Below are 20,830 nucleotides of genomic sequence, written 5' to 3'. Positions count from 1 at the left end.
CGGGCGCGGGCTAGAAGCTAGCCTTCGCGCTGACACCCATGGCGAAGTCCGTTTCGATCTTGTCGCTGAAGTTGTAACCGCACCAGAACACGAGTTCGGTCTTCAGAGTCGGGTACAGGTAGGCGTTCAGGCCGAGGAAGTGGTAGCTGTCGTCATCCTTGTTGGTGTCGTGGTCATGGTATTCATAACCCACGCCCAGCGCGAACTTCTTGTGGAGATTGAAGCTCGGTTCGACGGCGAACATCATCTGGTCTTCGGTCAGGATCTGGACTTCGGCGTCATATTCTTCGTCGACAATGGCGTAGAAGAAGTTAGCCGAGAAGTTGAAGAAATCGTAATTGAAGCTCGGTTCCACGAGGAAGGAGTGGACGCCCTTGCCCTTGTACGGGTGGATGCCCCACACGGCGTAGACGCCGTAGTTCATCTTCTCGAGGCTCTTGGTGTAATCGACTTCAAGGCCGAAGACGTAGGTGTGGCTACGGCCGATATCCTTGCCGAACAGCCAGTCCACGCTCGGGGTGAGCACGAGGTGTTCGTCCACGTGGTTCAATACAGGGTACGAATAGGTACCGAAAAGGACCATGGAATGTTCGTTGTTCTCGGAAGCGCCTATGTAGACCTTACCGGAACCGTACTTCTCGTTGCCGACTTCGACACCGGCACCGCGCATGTTCTGTTCACGGACAATCACGGCATAACGGGCCGGATCGCGCCAGTAGTAGTAGTTGAACGCACCTGCAGAATAGGTAAGGTCACCGAAGACGAGGCTGATGGAATGGGCGACGTCCCAGCGGAGTTCCACTCCGTCGAAGTTGAAATCGGTGTACTTGCCTCCATTGCCCATGGCAGTGGAATGCGCAAAGTAGTGGCGGCGGGTTTCGGAGGCCTTCACGAGGCCATCAGAGCTGTCGACATACGAGGTATGGGTGTTCGCCTTCACGGTGACGGACACGTTCTCGTCGAGTTTGGCCTTCGCAGAAAGATCGATATCCTGGTTGGCCGCGTTTGTCGGGCTAAAATCGCTGTCGAAATAGCTACCGTAGTCAAAGTTTACATCCCCGTGCAGTTCAACGTCCAAAGCGAACGAGAAAGAAGCGGAAACGAGGGCGATAGGCAAAATGAGTTTGCGCATAAAATCCTTCCAAAAAAGTTCTTTGACAAAAGATAGAAATATATCTTCAAAAAACCCAACGTCTACGGGGCTCGCGTTTTGTATTTTTGTGCATATTCAGGAGCGTTATGAAAAATCGTAGTATCTTTATTGTATTGTTGGCCGTGGCGTCCATGGCCATCCAAGCTTTCGCGCTCACCGCGGACGAGGCGCTGGCCAAGTCGCAGGCCTGGTTCAAGTCGGGCAAGGCATGGAGCCTCGATTTCCAGGTGCAGGTGTTCTATTCGGACTCCCCGGACATCGTAAGCCAAAAGGGCACGCTCCTGGTAGCGGACGCGGACAGGTTCAAACTGAAGGTCGCGGGCATCGAGTTCACGAGCGACGGGGAAAGCCTCTGGCAGTACAATCCCGAACAGAACCAGGTGCTCATCAAGGCGGTCGAAGACCTCTCTTCGGCGTTCCACCCCTCCGAAATGCTTTTCAAGTACCTGGGATGCAAGGCCAAGGAACTGAAGGAAGGCGAATTCAACAAGCAGAAACTGTGGGTGCTGAAGCTCGACGCCTCGAAATACGCGGGCCAGTTCGACCAGATGGAAGTATGGCTATCGCAGAAGGACTTTTCGCCGGTGAGGCTCTTCACCGTAGACCCCACGGGAAATTCCTCGTGGTACAACATCATAAACTTGAAAGTCGTGAAAAAGGTCTCGCCCGAAGACTTCAAGTTCAAATCCCGTAAAGGTGTCGACGAAATCGACATGAGGTAGTGATGATTCCGAGTTTTAAGAACAGGACAATCCGTGCTCTGGGCATCGCGGCTATTTCTGCCGGATGCGCCTTCGCGGCGACCGAGACGCTATTCAGCAACTGGGCTTTTTCCGTAGCACCCGCAGGTTCGGACGGCGCCCTCTGGGTATTTTCCCGCGGGGAACTGAACAGCGGCGTGACGCTCTTGAACCTGAAGGTTTCGGCATCGGGCCAGGTGCAGGTCGACAAGACCGAGCAAGACGCCGTCGCCGATTCGATGACCGCGGTACACGACGGCATCTGGAGGTTCACCGACGTATATGCGGAACAGCGCCGCATTCCCGTGGCGACCGCGGGCAAACTCGGAGCGGTCCTCCCGATGTTCGGGCTCGACGACAGCGGGAACTACCTCAAGCCCGAAGGTTTCTTCTCGCTCAGGAACTTGACCAGCACGTACGAGACGCCGCTTGAGATCCCGACGGCGGCAAACGATCTCGACTCCGCGATGACTTACGCCGTAAGCGGTTTCGCCTACGATTCCGCGAAGGCCACCCTCTGGATTGCGCAGGGCGCGCTCGGCCTTACGGGCTACAACATCTCGAAAGGCATTCTCGACCCGCGCGAATACCACCTCATTTTCAACCGCGCCGAAAAGAGCCTCGACACGCTCAAGCTGAACGCCTCCAAGAACCTGAAGAAATACACCGAGATTTTCGACGTGGCCTTCGACAAGGATTCCGAGACCCTCTGGCTTGCGACCGCGAAAGGCTTGTGGACTCTCGACAACAGCGGCAAACTCACAAATGCGTCCAAGGCGATCGACACCATGCGCGTGACGGGCGTCTGGGTCGGCGGCACTCCCCTGCAGGTTATCGCCGAAACATCGACACAAGGCAGCGAATCCGTCACGGGGCACCTCTGGCGCAAATACGCAGACTCATCCAAGGACTTCGCGAAGGTTCCCTTCATCGGGCTCGACGGCAAGGCCCAGAAGAAGGACCTGTACGACAACGCCGACTATACCGTAAGCAACGTAGCCTTCGTCGGCAAGCAGACGTTCGTGGCCGTACGTGCGGTGGGCAGTTCGGAAAGCGGGTTCCTGAAGCTCGATTCCCTGGGCGTTCGCGCCTTCGAGAACGAGGACGAAGAAAGCGGCTGGCTCTACGGCTTCAACATGGGCGTGACCAACCGCGACGCCATCATCTGGTCCATGACATCGTTCCCGCTCACCAAGGACATCACGGGCCTCGCCGTTGCGACCTACGGCAACGGAATTTCCGTATCGGCGGACACCGGCAAGACATGGACCCCGATACTCAACCGTGCCAAGCTGGGCGACGACCTCGGTACCGTCCGCATGGTTCCTTCCGTCATCACCGCAGGCAGCGAATCGCTTGTTTCCTATAAGGTCAGCAAGGACGCCAACATCACCATCGAAGTATTCAGCTACGACATGCGGAGGGTTCGCAAAATCGTAAAATCGGCCCCGCGCTTCGCGGACAAGCTGCGCAGTACGAACGCCAAGGAAGACGTATGGGACGGCCTTGACGAACAGGGCAACCCCTGCACGATGGGCGTGTACTACGTTCGCGTAAAGGACAACCACGGCCACGTCGGCTGGGGCAAGGTCATGACGCTCGGAGGGGGTAGATAATGTTTAGATTCGATAAGCATTCCATTTGTCCGAAACCGAGAATCGCTGGACTCGCGATTGCCCTTTCGCTCCTGACGGCGGCATCCGCATTTGCAGGCGTCGTCGACAAGAAGTCGGCCCTGGGCGGTTACGACGGGTTCGTCGAACGCATGGGCGCAGGCACGCGCGAACTCGGACGCGGCAACACCGGTTCCGCGGACACATCCGCCATGCCGGGCGCCTACTGGAACCCCGCCATCCTCGGGTTCCGCCAGAACTTCAACTACACGCTCAATGCCGAACGCCGCAGCCTCGACCGCATGGGCGGTTCCCTCGGCCTCGAGACTTCCGTCGGCAACCGCATGGGCATCGGCTTCGCCATGCTCTACCGCGGCGATATCGATTTCGACGTCATCAACGAAGACGACCAGACGCTCGGTACGGCCACCCCGTTCTTCTCCATGATGTATCTCGGGTTTTCGTACAGGGCGACACGCCGCGACGCCTTCGGCATTTCGCTTTCGCTCGGCTACGACAACATGGACATCGCCGAATATTACGAAGGCGTGGAACTGGTCGACGGATTCACAAGCCCGGTCGCGCTCAACTTCGGCTGGCTGCGCCAGTGGAACGAGAAATGGTCTTCGTCCGTGGTCATCAGGAACATCAGTTTCAGCAGGAACCTTTCGGCACGCTGGACTCGCACCCCGAGTACCGACAACAGCGTCGCCGTTACCGAAGGCGTGCGCCCGAAGGTGTTGCAGATTGGGCTCGGCTACCGCTCGAGAGTGTTCGGCAAGCCCGTATACGCCTGGATGGAAGCGCTCGACTACCAGATCGCCGACACGCTTCTCGTGTTCGACCCGCAGCACCACGTGTGGACGGGCCGCGTAGGTTTTGAATGCGAAATCATTCCCGACGGCACCATACGCATAGGCATGGACGGTCTCGACGCGATGTTCGGGCTCGGCTACAAGTTCTACGTGCGCATCGGCAAGAAGAAGTACCTGTTCGACGTGAACTACGCCCTGACTTATGAATCCACCGCGGGACTATTCAACCCGCTGAGCGTCGGCGTGAGGGGTTTCATCCCGTGATAGAATCGCTTTCGGTCGGCCACGTGCGCAGCCTTGACGCCCAGGAGTTCTCGTTTACTCCGGGCATCAACGTGATTCACGGGCCGAACGGTTGCGGAAAGACTACGGTTCTCGAATCCGTGCACCTGCTTGCGCAGGGATTCTCGTTCAGGGCGAAGGACCTGAAGGAACTTGTCTGCTGGAATGCGGACGAACTGATTCTGCGGGGCGCGTTCGACTGCGACGGCATGGCGCTTTCCCGAGCGCTGCAGGTAGGCCGCCGGAAAGTCACCGCAAAGGAAAACGGGACGGCAGTGCGCTCTGTTTCCGCGTTCTTCGGAAAATCGCCCGCGGTAATCATGCAGCCCTCCGATATCGAACTGCTGCGCGGTGCACCCGAAATCCGCCGGCACTGGCTCGACGAGATATTGTGCTTTCGCTCGGCGGCGAACGCCGGCGTGCTCCGGAACTACAAGCGCGTGCTCCAGCAAAGGAACCAGTGGCTCCGGCAGTTCAAAAAGGAAGGCAGCGCCCTGGGAGGCGAAGACCTGTTCCAGGTACTCTCCCGCCAGCTCGTGGATCTCGGGGCCAAGCTCTGGCTCGCCCGCATCAACCTCTCCGCCGAAATATCCCCGGTGATTACCGGCTACTACCGCAGGCTCTCCGGCGGCGTGGATGAAATCACCTGCGACTACAGGAGTTCCATCCTGAAGGAATTGGACGCGCTTGACGCAGCGGACTTCATGGGGGACGAAGAAATCGACTCCATGGTGGCCGAGAGCTCCGAAGAATACAATGCCGGCGGCGTGACCGAAGAAATGCTGCGGAACGCCTTCGCCGACAAGCTCGCCGGACTCGAACTCGTGGAAAAGATGCAGGGAGTCACCATGGCGGGCCCGCATCGGGACGACCTCGCGCTGTGCGCCTCGGGCTACGAGATGCGTTCGGTCGGGTCGCAGGGACAGTGCCGCTCGGCGGCCATCGCCATGCGCTTCGCCGCCGTCGACATCGCGTCGCAGCATGTAGGCAAGCCCATCCTGTTGCTCGACGACATCTTCGCCGAGCTGGACGTGAACCGCCGCGACGCGGTCGCATCGCTCGTGCGCGAAAAGAACTGCCAAGTGCTCATCGCCACCCCGCAGGTCGAGGAACTGCCGTTCAAGGCGGACTCGGAAATCAGCCTCAGCGCATCGTAAAAAAGAAATCCCCGCTTGTGGCGGGGATGACAAGGGGGCGTTGCGGGGGCCTCCCCGCAGTGGGGGTGGCGAGCAACGCAGTGCGAGCCAGGGGGATACCTCCCCCTCCCAATTATTTCTTCAGCAAGTCACGGATTTCGGTGAGGAGCTTTTCTTCGGCGCTCGGCTCAGGAGGAGCCGGAGGAGCGGCCGGGGCTTCTTCCTTCTTGCGCATGTTCTGCATGAAGCCGAGGAACTTCTTCATCACGAGGAAGACCACGAAGGCCACAATCAGGAAGTCGACAACGCCACCGATGAAGTTGCCGTAAGGAATGACCACGCCATCAGGAGACGTGTAGGACAACGCCTTGAGGCCTTCACCCGCATCCTTGCCACCGCCCATAGCGATGATGGCAGTGACGGACGGCATCACGATGTCGTTCACGAAGGATGTGACGATTTTACCGAAAGCACCACCGATGATAACACCGATGGCCATATCGACGATGTTGCCCTTGAACGCGAAGGACTTGAACTCTTCGAGAAGGGAAGCTGCTTTGCCTTTGATACCCATGTGGGCTCCTTTGTTGATTGTTGCTACAAGAAAAATAGTATTGTGGCATGTTTTGGCAAGCCATTTTTCTAAATTTGGCGCGCTATGTCATGGTTGATTCTAGCTTTTGCTTCGGCGGTTTTTCTCGGTTTTTACGACCTGGCCAAGAAAAAGTCGGTCCAGGATAACGCCGTCCGTCCGGTACTTTGTCTGTGCAGCGCCTTCTATGCACTATTCATGCTTCCCATCCTGCTGACGGGGCACTGCGAGCCGCTTTCGCTGCACGACCACCTGCTTTTGATGGTAAAGGCGGTCATTGTGGGCTTAAGCTGGCTATTCACCTACAACGCCATCGCGCACATGCCGCTCAGTATTTCTACGACCATCCGCGCGCTCGCCCCGCTGTTCACCATCATGATAGCGGTCGGGTTCATGGGAGAACGTCCCTTCGCGCTGCAGTGGGTGGGTATAGCCATCTGCGTGTGTTCGTACATCGGGCTCAGCATGGCGGGCCGCAAGGAGATGGGGCACTTCTTCAGCAACGGCTGGGTGGTGTCCATGCTCATCGGGACAATCCTCGCGAGCTGCAGCGGCATTTACGACAAGTTTATTTTGCAGCGCATGAATTTCGAGCCGATGACGGTGCAGGTGTGGTTCAGCATCTACATGCTCGCGGTGCAGTTCATCACGACGGCGTTCACGTGGTTCCCGACACGCAAGAAGACGACGCCGTTCCAGTTCCGCTGGAGTTTTATCGCGGTCGCCGCCCTGCTCATCATCGCGGACCGCTGCTACTTTTTGGCGGTGGGAAACCCTGACGCGCTCATATCGATTATCACGGTGCTCAGGCGCTCGAGCGTGTTCATCAGCTTCCTCGCGGGAATCATCATTTTCCGCGAACGCAAGAGCAAGCTCAAGTTTATCGCCCTGCTGGGCGTGGTGCTGGGGCTCTGCCTCATTTCGCTCGGCAAGGGGTAACATGCGGGCCTTGCGCCTGCGCCCCGAAATTTTGCTATAATGAAAGGCATGAAGAAAATCGGCATCACGGGTACAATCGGCGCGGGCAAATCGCTCGCCTCGTCGCTCCTGCGGGAACGCGGGCACGACGTTCTCGATGCCGACAGCCAGGTTCACGAGCTATACCGGAACTGCAAGGAACTGCGTGCGGAGCTTTCTGCCGCATTCGGGCAGGAATGCCTTACCGAAGAGGGCGTGAACCGCAAGTTCTTCGCCGGATTGATTTTTGGCGATGCAAATGCACGCAAGCGCCTGGAGGGAATCGTCTATCCGTACTTGACGCAGGCCGTCCGCGACTTCTTTGACGGGAATTCAGGTGACACCGCAAGTGCGAAACCGCGATTCCTGGAAGCGGCCATCCTTTCGCGCGTTCCCGAAATTGTCGGGATGCTCGACGAAATCTGGGTGGTTGACGCCCCCGAAGCGACCCGGTTGCAGCGCCTGATTGCGCGCGGGATGGATGCGGAAGACGCAAAACGCCGGATCCTTGACCAGGCCGGCGTATGCGATATCGCGCTTTTTCCGGGAAAGAATCTGCGCACCATAGAAAACAAAGAAGGAATCCAGAACCTGGAACAGCAACTGGATTCCCTGCTTGCGGAGTAAACTAGCGGATTGCCTTGCCGCGAAGGTCGAAGTAGGCCTTCGTCCCGTCACGGAGCGTCCTTTCCAAGCGCACGGAATTGTCCTTGAAGATAAGCCTGTCGCCAGCGGCGCGGGTCTTCAAAGCGGTTTTTGCAGCGGGAACCGCGGTGACATCATATTTCGCCGGCGTGTCGCTTCCCACTTCGTACTTCTTGCCGGTCGCATAGATGGCCTGCAAGGAGCCGGCAAGGTAGGCAAATGGAGCATTCCAGTTGATGGCGACTTCGTTCGTGGCATAGCTGCAGGAATTATCGTAGTAGGACTTGGCGGGTGCATCCGCGTCGATAAACTTTTTGGCGCAATCATCGGCGGTAGAGTTCGGGCCGCCCACGAGCATTCCCGGGACTGGCGCCACGACTGTGTCGCCCTCACTCGGGCGGTGATGCGGGTTCATGACCTGGTTTACGCCCCAGCCGGTAAGGTACGAAATATCGAGCGGGTTTCTACCCAGCAGGTAATCCAGGATTCCCTGAGCCGCATTGAGATACTTCTTGTCGTCGCTCAGGATATAGGCATGAATAAGGATCATACCCTTGTTCGCCACGACGCTGTTGGAACCCCAGTAGAAGTCTCCATTGCCGATGGCAAGGCCAAAGCCGTTATTGAGATCCTCGATATAGCTGTCGGCGAGAGTGAAAATGAGCATCTTGGCGGAGTCGACATCTTCCTGCTCAAAAATCTGCGGATTCGTGGCCATGGTAAATGCGGCAAGGGCATACACGGTCTGCCAACTCTGCAGCTTGCGACGATTCTGGATCAGAGTGAATATGTGCAAATCTTCAAGAGCCGAGGGCTGGCCGGTAATGCGGTAGAGTTCCGCGGCGCCCCACATTCTTTCGTCAACGGCGTTACCATCGGTGTAGGTACCCGTGCCCACGTCCCTGGGCTGCGAGAAGAATTCATGCGGATTGAGGGTCGCCCACCAGCGAGCCTTTCCGGCCGCCACCGCACACTTTTCAGCAAATTCGGGATCGAAACGCTTGTAGATATCGGCTGCGAGGGCCGTAACGCCCACGAAGTCCCAAGTAGCGGGAGTGCTCTTGCCGATAGCGTAACGCTGCTTGTTCGCCTTATCGGGCAAAACCATGCCCGCGAACTGCTTGGTGGTAAGCTTGTGGAACACGCCACCGTCTTCGTCCTGCATCGTGAGCATCCATTCGATATTCCAGCGGATTTCATCGAGAATATCGGGCACATCGTTATTGCTTTCGGGAATGTTCAGGTTGAGCGTATCGAAATACGCCTTGTTCTGCTGGTACAGTTGCAGCAACGTGTAGGTGGTAATACCGGAGTTCACGACATACTTGCCGTAGTCGCCGGCATCGTACCAGCCCTTCGACCCGTTGAAAGTACCGGTAAGGTCAAGCTTGCCGGTAGATTCGTGGTACATCACGGCAGTATCCGGGTGGCCCATGGGGCGGGCGTACTTGCCGGCATATTCCTCGGTAAGTTCGGTCGAAGAACGCTGGAAGTAGAAGAACTTCAAGGAAGCCTTCGTCACGCCTTCAAGCGCGTTATCCGATATGTTGATGGGGTGGCCTATGGAATCGTCTCCGACAAAGGCGTAGTATGTACCCGGCGTGGTGAGCTCGCTGAAATCGACAAGTGATGCCTCCTCGTTCGCGGGAGCCCACATGACGGCTTCGGGAGCCTTGACCGTAAGCACGGCATTGCCTTCGGCGTCCTTGAACACGACATCTTCGCCGGCAGCACCCACAACGGCAATCTGCTTGGGCGCGCTGGAGATGAACCCCACCTGATTCTGGTAGGACGTTGCTGCTATCGTCGCCGAGACGGCGAGGACAGAAAGAATTGTGGCGTTTTTCGTTATCATAGGAACCTTCCCTTTTACACCTTGTTCTGCTAAAAATTTAAACTCCCGAAGTTCCGGCAAGGATATCCAAAGACAACAAAAGTGTTTCCTGCTGAAAACAGAACCCCTTTTTGTTTACCAGCGTGTCCGAAAAATTTCAAAAATTGCGATTCTTTTCACTTTTCAACGTAAAGAACCGACCTCGCGGCCGGTTCTTACATTATATATGTTAGCGTTCTTGATGGAGAAATCTTTTTTTACTTTACATGCACACGGAAAGCCTTCGTATGGCCGAGGTCGCGCACCATGTAGATTCCGCGGGCAAATCCATCGCGGGCAAGCGCCTTCGCGACTGTTTCGCCCTGAAGTTCAACACGCCCCAGATGCTGGCCCGAAAGCCCGTAGACATCGAATGTATTTTGCGCATGCACGTCGAGACGTACATTCTTCGCGATAGAAATCGGTCCCGCATTCGGGTCGGTGAACTGCAACCAGTCCACATTCAGGTAAGCGCCCGTAATGAGCAGCTTGAGAACGTGTTCACCCTTCTTGAGTTCCACGGAACCGATATCGACAACCTTGTAGGTAGTGAAAACGGAATCCACTTTTTCGAACGTAATCGCATCCGTAATGGCCTTGTCGTCGACAAACAACTGCATACCGGCAGTTTCGAAAGCGGTCGCGATGTTCGCCGTAATATCGTACTTGGCATCAGCAGTGACGTTGATGGTGTATTCCACCCATTCGTCTTCTTGCGTGTAACCGATGGCGTAACCCGTGCATGCAGTTTCGCCGCACTTGGAATCGTCAATCGCCACGATGTCCACTTCGTCTTCGCGGTAGGCCTTGCCCTGGTTTTCACGGTCCATGTCGTAGAAAGCCTTGTTGTGACCACCCACGTCATAGTTTTCGGCCTCGACCTTGCCCGGAATAGTTGCCGGCTTGTCGTTGTAGGCCGTCTGCGGAACCGGAGGCACGGCACCTTCCATGTACCAGTAGTCGAAATCGAAACCGCCCTGCTTGACGACGAAGAAGAGGTCCTCGACGCCGGAGGCATCGTTCAAATCAAACATATTTTCTTGCCACTTGGAGCTGGACGGAATAGTCATGCTCGCAAGCAAAGCGCCAGATTCGGAACCCGCATGGAGTTCGAGCTTGCCACCGTTGCCCTTGGTGCAAACGACAATCTGTTTGGCACCATCGCCCATGTCCACGGAACGCACCTTCGTGTAGAAGTTGCTGCCCATGTTGGTGAGGTAAACCGCACCATTTTCCGAAGCCACATGGTTGATGATGGTATAGTTGCCACCTTCGGGGTCACGGGGCTTATCTACCGTCATGCCACCCACCCAAGACTTGGTCTCGGCCTCAACGCGGTCAAACGGGTCAAGGTTCTTGATTGGCTTCACGACGCCGTTGTTGGTCGGCTTGATGGTCGGAATCGTGCCGTCCGCGTTCCAGGTGAATTCTTCGATAGCGGTAGAACGGCTGTAGCCACCACCGCTCACGTTCTTCTGGTTGTGATAGAAGAAGAAGCTACGGCCCTTGAAATCGATGATACCGCAGTGGTTCGTAAAGGCGGCACCGTTACCCGGTTCCATGATGAGGCCACCCCAAGTCCACGGACCCGTCGGGGAATCGCTCGTAGAGTACGAAATACGTTCGCCGCCGTTGCCGGTGCCATGAGATGCGTAAAGCATGTAATACTTGTTGTTGCGCTTGTGGATCCACGGACCTTCGGTATAGACAGAATTTCCGCCCGGCGAGAAACCGCGGCTCATGTCGAACACCTTGATTTCACCGTCGAATTCAATCATGTTTTCCTTGAGCTTCGCGTAATAGAGCTTCGGGTTGCCCCAGTAGAGCCATGCCTGGCCATCATCGTCAATCCAAACCGTCGGGTCGATGTAGTCCCAGTTCGGGCCGGCGAGGTGCTGGCCGTTGCGGGCGTCCTTGAACGGGCCTTCGGGCTTGTCGGCCACGGCCACGTTGATGGCGCGTCCACCGCGGGTCGATTCCACGGTCACATAGTAGTAGTATTTGCCATTGCGGCGTACAACCTGGGCAGCCCAGTCGCCATTCTTCTTGGCGTTACCGCCAAAACTCTCGTTCGAAAGGATAAGCGTGCCCTTATCGGTCCAGTTCACCATGTCGGTAGTGCAAGAGACGCGCCAGCCGTGCATCGTGAAGAAGTGACCGCCCTCGTCGTTACCGGTGTACACGCAAACCGTGTCGCCGAATACAACCGGAGCCGGGTCCGGAGAGTAGTATGTCTGGATAATCGGGTTTTCGGCCATGGCTGCGGTGCTGAGCCCAAGACCAATGACTGCGGCAATTTTTGCAGTTTTTGCGAACTTCATTTTACATCCCTTTCGCCCCAAAGGCGTTTTTTATAACTCACCATTGTAAAACTACCCCAAAAAAACAAAAAAAAGCCATGCGAAAGGCTCATTCGCATGGATAAGTTGTCAATAAGAAGCAAGTAAAAAATGAGTTCCCCGCTTATGCGGGGAAGCCATCACCGGCATCAAAAAGCACTGATTTTGAGCGTTTTTTTCAAGCTTCCGCTCGTGACGACCGCGACATAGTTCCCCCGAGCAACGCTTCCGTCCAGGCCGAATTCCACAAGCGTGCTGCCCGCACCGCGGCGGAAACCCACCATGTTCCCGTTTAGGGTATAGAGGCGCACCTCGAAATCGCCCGAAGACTCCACCATCAAGGCGACAGGGGCGCTCGCCATGGGCACGGCGCGGACACTCAAATTCACCGCCACTCTAGATGCCTCAGGAACTGCATCCGTTCCCTTCCCTATGCTGAACCAGTCGAAATTCAACAGGAAGTCGCTCGTTCCGGAGTAGTCGAACTTGATGGTCTGTTCGCCCTTGTCCAGTTCTATCGTAGTCGAAGTCTCGTACCAGTCATTCCAGCCTTTCGTTTTCGCAGGATCAACCGTGAACTGCGCCACCGCTTTGCCTTGGCCATTCACCACCGTAACGGTAGAAGCATCCTCCGCAGCAGACGCCACGCGGGCCGTAAGCGTGTAGGTTCCCGCAGCCGGCACGTTTATCAAGTACGAGCTGTAATCGCCATCGTTGATCCATCCGAGATTCGGCTCTCCCGATTCGTCGGGTTCAATCTGCACGCCATCCATCGCCACATAGCTTTCGGCCTGAATCTTGCCCGGAATCGTCACCGGTTCGAACGGCTGGTTCGTCAGCTTGAGATTGCCGTCGAATTCATACACGGAACCAGGGACCGTATTGTAGGTCTGCTCGTTACCGCCATAAACCACATCGAGTTTCTGCCCCACATCGGACTTGATGGCGATATAGGTGAGCTTGCCGCCCTTCCATGCCATGGAATCAATCTCGAAACCACCGCGGGCACGGATGCCCTTCACACTGCCGTCTTTCCACTGCGAGGGAAGCGCGGGCAGAACCTGAATCTTTCCGCCATGGCTCTGGATGAGCATCTCGTTGATGCCCGAAACCGCACCGAAGTTTCCATCAATCTGGAACGGCGGATGCGCATCGAAAAGGTTGTTGTACGTGCGATCCGGAGTGAGCAGCATACGCACAAGCTTGTACGCATGGTCGCCATCGTGCAGGCGGGCCCAGAAGTTGATTTTCCATGCGAGCGACCAGCCCGTCGCATCGTCACCGCGCTGTTCGAGAGTCGTCTTCGCGCCCTTCACCAAGTCGGGAGTCTCTTCCGGCGTAATCTGGTGGCTCGGGAAAAGCCCGTACAGGTGCGACACATGACGGTGCTTGTCGTTGGGATTGTCCCAGTCCTCGAACCATTCCATAATCTGGCCGTACTTGCCCGTCCTCGTGGGCGGCAGGCGCTTGACAGCGGCCTCCATGCGGGCACGGAAATCTTCGTCCTTGCCCAAGACCTTGGAAGCTTCAATCGTATAGTTGAATACGTCGCGAATAATCTGGTTATCCATCGTGGGGCCAAAGCACACGTTGTAGCCGCCATGCGCGTTCTCGGGCGATGCGCTCGGGGCAGTCACCAGATACTTGTTGCCGCTCACCGGTTCTTCCACCATGCTGTTCAGGTAGAACACCGCGGCACCCTTCATAGTCGGATAGACATCTTCGAGGAAGGCCTTGTCCGTCGGGTTGAACAGGAAGTGTTCCCACAGGTGCGTAGAAAGCCAGCCGGAACCCGTCGGCCACAGGCCCCAGGCACCATCAATCGGAGCGGAACGGTTCCAGAGGTCGGTATTGTGGTGTTCCACCCAGCCTTCGTCAACGCCCCAGTGCACCTTCGCAGTCTTTTCGCCCTGCGGCACCATGCCCTTGATCTTGTCGATGAGCGGCCACGCGCATTCCGCGAGGTTCGCCGTCTCGACCGGCCAGTAGTTCATTTCCAGGTTGATGTTGGTGGTGTACTTGCTCCCCCACATCGGGCTCGTATCCTTGTTCCAGATGCCCTGCAGGTTCGCGGGCTGCCCGCCCTTGCGGGAACTCGAGATGAGCAGGTAGCGACCAAACTGGTAGTAGAGTTCCACGAAGGAGGGGTCGTTCGTAGAATTGAAGTTCTTCACTCGTGTCGCGGTAACATCACCGGCGCTCGAATGCGCTGCACCCAAGTCCAGTTTCACGCGGTTGAAAATCGCCTGGTAATCCTTCAGGTGTGCCGCCTTCAAATCGTCGAAGCTCTTACCCTTCACCGCTTCCATCACGGCGGAAGCGAGCGAACCCGGATTCCCCGAAACGTCGGAAGCCGACTTGAAGTTCGTCGCAATCGTGAGCACGAGCATCGCCTCGTTCGCGCCGTTCACCGAGATGTTCCCGTTCGCGACAGAAACCGTGCCCCCGTCGGCGACTACGTTCAGGCGATTCTGGAACTTGATGGAGTTCACCGTCACGTCGTAAATGAGCGTATTCCCGCTACTGGACATGCTGTTGTTGCGGTGCGGAGTCGTCATCGTCGCCCCGAAGGAGACCTTCCCCTTCTCGCTTGCCGACAGACGGATGACAATCACATGGTCCGGATAACTCGCGAAATATTCGCGCGTGTAGTTCACGCCACCCGCGGAATAGGTCGTCTTGGCCATAGCCGTCTTGAGGTCCAGTTCACGACGGTAGTTCGTGGCACCCGAATGGGAGGTTGTAATCACGAGGTCGCCCACCGGCTGGAAACTCGCCGGGCCGGGGCCAATCATGCGGTCGCTCACGATGGATTCCGCCGAACGGTAGTCCCCGCGGAAAAGCGCATCGCGGGCATCTTTCAGGTAGTTCGCCGCACCCTGCTTGTTGTTATCGCCCGGGCCGCCCGACCAAACCGTGCTCTCGTTGAGCCCGATGACATCCTTCGTGACGCCACCATAAATGATGCCGCCCATGTAGCCGTTCCCGATGGGGAGCGCAGCCGTAAATTCCGTACCCGCGTCACTGTTGTACCAGAGGGTAAGCGGATTATCCGCAGCCGCGAAGGAGAGAACCGCAGCGCAGGCCAGTGTTCCAAACATTACACCAAGCGATTTCATAAAGCACCCCCTATACTTACTTGACCGTATTGATCCTGATGCTCTTGCGGCTTTCAAGACCACGAACCACATACATGCCGGGCTTCACGCCCTTCGCCATCAAGGCTGCCTTGAAGCCACCCATGGCAGACATGCCCTCAATGCGGCATACAAAGCGGCCATCCATTCCGAACACGTCATAACCGCGTTCACCGAGATTGAGCTGCACGCCTCTCTTTTGAGGGATGGGAAGTTCTTCGGGAGTGAGCGCGAACTGGATCCAGTCAAGGTTCACGTAGGTGCCCGTGAACTGAATGCGCAGCACGTGTTCGCCCTTTGCGATTTCGGCGGTTTCGCCTTCCACATAGCCGTAGGTATTCCAGTCTTCGCCCTGCGGCACCGCGATGGTATCGGTAACGGCCTTGCCATCGATAAAGAGTCTAAAACTACCGACGTCGAGACCGCTTGCCACGTTGGCGCGGAACACGAACTTGCTTGCGACAATCACGTTCACAGAGTATTCGAGCCATTCACCGCTCTGCGTGTAACCGATAGCATAACCATTGCAATCCTTTGTCATGGCGGAATCGGAGCAGCCGAGGCCAACCACGTCCACGCCATCTTCGCGGTAAACATTGCCTTCATTCACGAAATCCTTATCGCTGAACGAAACGCTCTGCCCGCCCACATCGTAGTCTTCGGCCTGGATGATACCCGGAAGGGTCGCTACGACCTTGAAAGCGGCCTGCGTGACAGTATTGCTGAAGTCGGGAAGCGGGATGTTATTGATGCGGTCCGCGATGTTCTTGTATTCACCCTGGAGACCGGCAGCCTGCGCAACGGATTCGATATAGCCACCATTATTCCTCTGGGTAAATTGACCCGGCTGGTTCTGGCCAACGCCACTCGGAGAATTCCTGTAGGAGTTGTTTTCGACGGTAAAGCCGCTAGAACCTTCATCGAGGTAAATCGGCAACACCCAGTAATCAGACCACTTGGAGGCACCGTAATCATGGAGGTAGTTTTCCTTGATTTCACTGCCGGTTCCCTGATTCGAAAGCGTATAAATCGGGCCAGAGTCGCAAAGCAAACGAGAAATGTGGTGAATGTTGTTCTTGTTGATATGGTTGTTGGTCATGGCGGTTTCGCTCTTGGTCCAGCCAAAGCCCACCGAAATGCCGGAATAGTACGTGTAAGATATTTCGTTGTTTTCGATGACGACATAGCGCGGGTAGCCAGCGCCAATGCCCACGGCACCCTGGTGTTCGTTTGTCACGTTAGTCACGAGGTTGTTACGAATGGTATCGCGCGTGCTGATTTCGTCCTTGTCGCTCGGGTTATACGGAATATGGATTTCAGTCGTAGAGTCCTGATAGAACTTGCCGAGCATAATGCCGGCAGCACCAATTTCGTAGAACACGTTGCCTTCAATCACGTCGTCGTTGGTGCCCGACACAAAGTCAAGGCCAGTTGCCGCCATCTGCGTGAAGGTGCAATTTTTGACCAGCATGTGGTGCGCATTTTCGACGCGGAAGCCGGCATCGGGGCGCCACAGCAAGAACTTGTTACTGTTCAACTTTTCCCAGTTTCCACGGCTCGGATCTGCAAGAACGTCCACATTGAAGTTACCTGCCTGCAAATCCAAGAAACCTTCTTCGCTGGGGCGGGTATAGTTGGAATGGGCAAAGGTCAGGCCTTCAAAAGACATGTAGCCCACTTTATTCTTGGTATCCTTGCCTAAGACGCTAAACAACGTATTGAAGCGGGGGGCAACCACATTGGCCGTAGCCATGTTTTCGCCGGAACGGGGCTTGTAGTAAAGCACATGTTCCTTTTCGTCCAGGTACCATTCACCCGCAGCGTCTAGCAAATCGTAGGAGTTTTCCAAGTAGAAAACCTGCTGCTTGGGCGGGTTGCTCTGGAAAGCCGTGCCGAGCATCGGGTATGCGCGATGGAACAGCTTGGTACGTTCAGGATCCTTGGGGATGAGTTTTGCAGTACCACCGTTCACCTGAACCTTTTCCAATCGCAAGATGTTTTCGGACCAAGCGATCATCAGGTGGATTTCAACATCCTCGATATTCTTGATATTCTTGACGTAGTCCGCAGAAACGTCAAAGGCGCGGCCCGAAGAGTCTACCTTCGTAAGGCGCACGAAATCGTGATCAAAGCTGCCAGCACCCTTCTCATCTGCAGCTATTGCGTTGGGGAAGCAAGCGCGAACGGCCTTCTTCCCGTTCACGTACAACTGGCGGAAACGGCCTTCGACGCCTTCGGCCTTCCAGATACCATTCGCCTCATCGTGAATGGTCCAACCGGTAATCGCCATACCGCCGGTAATAAGCGGCTTTTCGCCATCGTAGGCTTTGTAACGCACGTAATGGCCATCCTTACCGCCATCGCGTTCATCGAACCCGATAGTTCCGGGCAGAGCGTAGGTACCCTCGCGGAGAATGACTTCGATATCGCCCGTCATGGAGCCGTTGATTGCACGTACGGCCTTCTGTGCCTGCGTAATCGTCTTGAAGGGTTCCTGTTCGGTTCCCTTGTTCGAATCGTTGCCCGAGGGGGCGACATAGAAGGTAGCTTGAGTCGCGGCAAGAGCCATGCCAGACATAACCAAACATAAGGAGAGTAACGGCTTCGTTCTCATATGATCCTCGTTCCCATTATTTTTACACCAAAGGGAGTTTTCCCACCATAAAAAATACTCCCCATGCATCTAAAATGCACGGGGAGCGCATAAATCCTCATGGATAAGTTGTCAATGTCGAAGTGCTGTTTTTCTTACGAAATTATTCAGAAAATCACAACCCACCGGTCCTCGAGAAGAGCGTATTTATCCATTTTACGCCATCTTTTTGCACGCTGAGGATGTAATTGCCCTTCTTCAAGTCGGCAATGCCTATTTCGAAGGAGCTCCGGCCCGAAGGGAGCAACTGGGACTTCTGCAGGCGACCATTCAGGGAGTAGATTTTGACGGTCAGGTTGCCAGTGAGCGGCAGGCCCGATTCAATATGCAATACATCGTACTGCGCACGTATGCGCAAATCCGGAATCGCGACCGCAGGCTTCGAGGCTATCGCATCCGGAGGCGTCTCAGGCTTGGGCTTGTTGCGCAACAGGCGCACCCCAAATATACCGCCGACCATGCCGCTCGAGGCCTTGAACGTCACGCGGATTTCTTTTTTGCCCTTCACCATCTTGTCGTCAATCGGATAAACCACATTCACGAACTCGTCCTTTTTCCACTTGTTGGAGATGTTTTCAGTTACGAGCTTGGCATCATCAATCATGATGTCGAATTCGCGGGTACAGCCCTCGTTGCCCCAGTAGCGCACCATGAGGCTCAGGGAATCCTCGCTGTTGGTTTCGAGCAGGTAGCTGATGGAGCCGCCATCCCCGCCGGAACACTGGCCCGCATCGCGATAGAATTCACCCTGATGCGTCCCCGTACTAGAATTTTCAACTTTCATCTGGTGATCCGCTTCGGGCTGCTGCTCGCCGGGCGCTACTTTATCTACAGTCTTGTTGTCGAGCGCCAGAGCCTCTTCCTGTTCCTTCTGCAAGCGTTCCAGAACAGAGGGGTCGGTAAGCACCATCCAGTACATCATGTAGCGCGCATCATGCACCTCGTAGAAGGGCTCCAGCAACAAGTTCGCATCCCTCTGGTTTGCAAACAGGTAAGGAGCCTTGAAATGCATCGGCTCGCCCTTCACGGGTGTGACCTTCGAGGGAATATCTTCCTTCTTGCTCGCAAGCATCGGGGCCTGATCCAGAGACTGTAGCGCTCCCGAAGCGATATGGCTCCAGCGTCCGTCATCGGCGACAAGGCCGGTCAGGCCATCCGTACCCGTCTTCGCGGAAAGCACGATAGGGCCATGCAGAAGCGCCACGTAATCCGAAACGTTCGGGAGTTCTTCCACATGCGTGTACATCGGGAACAGCACCTCAATCACGTCGCCGGATTTCCAGGACTTACCCGCAGACACATAGCTCGACGGGTCCGATTTTTTCACGATGGTATCGCCGTTCACGATGACCTTGAAATCCGATTCCTTCACCCAGTAAGGATGGCGGATTTTCATATCGAAACTGCCGCTTCCCGTAACGGTGAACTTCGCGCTTTCGCCCTTCGGGAAGGCCGTTTCCTGTTTGATTTTCACGCCCTTGCCTTTCCAATTCAGGTTCGATGCCGCAAACAGGTTCACATAGAGATTGTCCCCGTCCTTCGTGTAGATGAACTGCGAGTACTTCGCGGGGTTTTCCATGCCCGAGCCCACGCAGCACCACATGGCGGCATTCACCTTCGAGTAGACGCGGTAATGGCGCGGCCTCGCGGGCGTAAAATACACATAGCCGCCGTGTTCCGGGTGTATTGTCGAAAGGATGTGGTTAAAGAGGGCGCGCTCGTAAAAATCCGCCTGCTTGGCGCTATGATCCATATTGAACAGGCGCTCCGTAAGCTTGAGCATGTTGTAAGTATTGCACGATTCCGGTCCTTCGCGTTCTTCCACGTACTTCTTGTGGTTATCGAAAGACGGGAAATGTTCCGAGATGCTGTTGCCGCCAATCGCAATGCTACGCTTGTTCACGACACGGTCCCAGAAGTACTCGGAGCCCTTCACGTAAGTCTGGTCGCCGGTGAGTTCCGCAATGCGCGCGAAGCCCACCACCTTCGGGACCTGCGTATTCGCGTGCACGTTCGTGAGGTTGTCGTTGCTCGCCGCCATCGCATTCAAAAGCCACTTGTGCGACCAACGCTTGGCCTCGTCCAGGTACTTCTTTTCCTTGGTCATCGCATAGGCATCGGCATAGACTTCCGCCATGCCGCCGTGTTCCGTGCCGAGCATCGATTCCATCTTGGAGTCGTTCAGCCCGCCCGTAATCGTGAGTCCCCAATCGCAAAGCGCCAAGAACATCGTCTTCGCCTGATCGTAACCCGCATAGATGTAGGCATCGCGCAGGCCCGCATAAAGTTTGTGGATGTTGTACCACGGCACCCAATAGCCGTTCTGCGCACCCGCATCGCCGTTCTTGAACTTGAGCCACATCGACTTGCCGTTGGGCACGCCGCTGATATAGCCCTTGAAATTCGCGTCCTTGGAATTCTGGTCCTGAATCGTCTTGAGTTCGCTCAACACGTATTCCAGGCGTTCCTTGATGAGTTCATCGCCGCTGGCCGCGTAATGCATGGCCAAGGCACTCAGGTAATGGCCCAGCACGTGTCCGTCAAGGCCTGCCCAGTTCGAGAACTTCGCGGCCTTCGGCCTCATTCCCGCTTCTTCGTAGAACGGCGCTATTAATTTATCCGTATCGTAGGAGAGAAGCGTTTCTACGTTCAAGTCCTGACGTTCCTTCAGGGGCCCGCCAAGCAATTGCACGTCACTCAGAGCGAACATGTCCGGGTATAGAACATCCTGCGCGGAAGCTACGGCAATAGCCCCGCACACCAAAGCATACACCAATTTTTTCATATGCACCTCGATTTCCCAAACAACCACCACGAGGCCCACCGATAAATATACCCTTCCTCATGGCAAACAAGAACACCACCGACACGCATTCCTTTGGACAGGTTGTCCAT

13 protein-coding genes are annotated in these 20,830 nt (G+C 55.9%); 6 read left to right on the top strand and 7 right to left on the bottom strand.

Going from position 1 to position 20,830, the window contains the following annotated elements; translation table 11 throughout:
- Window positions 1-10: 10 nt before the first annotated feature.
- Window positions 11-1,132 carry a hypothetical protein gene (locus tag IK012_RS10855; protein WP_290954314.1) on the bottom strand — a complete coding sequence of 374 codons (1,122 nt, stop codon included), beginning with the start codon at window positions 1,130-1,132 and terminating at the stop codon, window positions 11-13.
- A gap of 107 nt (window positions 1,133-1,239) precedes the next feature.
- Here IK012_RS10855 and IK012_RS10850 point away from each other — a divergent pair, with 107 nt between their 5' ends.
- Genes IK012_RS10850 through IK012_RS10835 form a run of 4 tightly spaced genes read left to right on the top strand, consistent with a single transcriptional unit; the run spans window position 1,240 to window position 5,760 of the window.
- Window positions 1,240-1,875, top strand: a complete 636-nt coding sequence (locus tag IK012_RS10850; protein ID WP_290954312.1) for an outer membrane lipoprotein carrier protein LolA — start codon at window positions 1,240-1,242, stop codon at window positions 1,873-1,875.
- Between the two features lie 2 nt (window positions 1,876-1,877).
- Window positions 1,878-3,509 carry a hypothetical protein gene (locus IK012_RS10845; protein WP_290954309.1) on the top strand — a complete coding sequence of 544 codons (1,632 nt, stop codon included), beginning with the start codon at window positions 1,878-1,880 and terminating at the stop codon, window positions 3,507-3,509.
- Complete coding sequence (locus tag IK012_RS10840) at window positions 3,509-4,585, top strand: hypothetical protein (RefSeq protein ID WP_290954307.1); 1,077 nt, start codon at window positions 3,509-3,511, stop codon at window positions 4,583-4,585. The genes IK012_RS10845 and IK012_RS10840 overlap by 1 nt, the downstream gene beginning before the upstream one ends.
- A complete protein-coding gene (locus tag IK012_RS10835; protein WP_290954304.1) occupies window positions 4,582-5,760 on the top strand; it encodes a DNA replication/repair protein RecF in 1,179 nt (392 codons plus the stop codon). The genes IK012_RS10840 and IK012_RS10835 overlap by 4 nt, the downstream gene beginning before the upstream one ends.
- Before the next feature lie 112 nt (window positions 5,761-5,872).
- On the opposite strand, the gene mscL is transcribed toward IK012_RS10835, so the two are convergent.
- Window positions 5,873-6,313 carry a large-conductance mechanosensitive channel protein MscL gene (gene mscL / locus IK012_RS10830; RefSeq protein ID WP_290954301.1) on the bottom strand — a complete coding sequence of 147 codons (441 nt, stop codon included), beginning with the start codon at window positions 6,311-6,313 and terminating at the stop codon, window positions 5,873-5,875.
- An 84-nt stretch (window positions 6,314-6,397) separates the two neighbouring features.
- Here mscL and IK012_RS10825 point away from each other — a divergent pair, with 84 nt between their 5' ends.
- Window positions 6,398-7,270 (top strand): EamA family transporter, encoded by an 873-nt coding sequence (locus tag IK012_RS10825; RefSeq protein ID WP_290954298.1) that lies wholly within the window; start codon window positions 6,398-6,400, stop codon window positions 7,268-7,270.
- Window positions 7,271-7,309: 39 nt separating this feature from the next.
- A complete protein-coding gene (gene coaE / locus IK012_RS10820) occupies window positions 7,310-7,915 on the top strand; it encodes a dephospho-CoA kinase (RefSeq protein ID WP_290954295.1) in 606 nt (201 codons plus the stop codon).
- Window position 7,916: 1 nt separating this feature from the next.
- On the opposite strand, the gene IK012_RS10815 is transcribed toward coaE, so the two are convergent.
- The 5 genes from IK012_RS10815 to IK012_RS10795 all read right to left on the bottom strand — a co-directional run bounded on the left by IK012_RS10815 (window position 7,917) and on the right by IK012_RS10795 (window position 20,720).
- Entirely contained in the window at window positions 7,917-9,788 is a 1,872-nt protein-coding gene (locus IK012_RS10815) for a glycoside hydrolase family 9 protein (protein ID WP_290954292.1), read from the bottom strand.
- 236 nt (window positions 9,789-10,024) lie between these two features.
- Entirely contained in the window at window positions 10,025-12,127 is a 2,103-nt protein-coding gene (locus tag IK012_RS10810) for a family 43 glycosylhydrolase (protein ID WP_290954290.1), read from the bottom strand.
- Between the two features lie 167 nt (window positions 12,128-12,294).
- Complete coding sequence (locus tag IK012_RS10805; RefSeq protein ID WP_290954287.1) at window positions 12,295-15,264, bottom strand: glycoside hydrolase N-terminal domain-containing protein; 2,970 nt, start codon at window positions 15,262-15,264, stop codon at window positions 12,295-12,297.
- A gap of 16 nt (window positions 15,265-15,280) precedes the next feature.
- Complete coding sequence (locus tag IK012_RS10800; RefSeq protein ID WP_290954284.1) at window positions 15,281-17,860, bottom strand: carbohydrate-binding protein; 2,580 nt, start codon at window positions 17,858-17,860, stop codon at window positions 15,281-15,283.
- 190 nt (window positions 17,861-18,050) lie between these two features.
- Complete coding sequence (locus tag IK012_RS10795; RefSeq protein ID WP_290954281.1) at window positions 18,051-20,720, bottom strand: beta-L-arabinofuranosidase domain-containing protein; 2,670 nt, start codon at window positions 20,718-20,720, stop codon at window positions 18,051-18,053.
- Window positions 20,721-20,830: the final 110 nt, after the last annotated feature.

It is taken from the genome of Fibrobacter sp. (assembly GCF_017551775.1).
In the GTDB taxonomy this organism is placed as follows: domain Bacteria; phylum Fibrobacterota; class Fibrobacteria; order Fibrobacterales; family Fibrobacteraceae; genus Fibrobacter.
The sequence above is the reverse complement of the archived record's forward strand: the minus strand, read 5'-3'. Positions and strand labels throughout refer to the sequence as shown.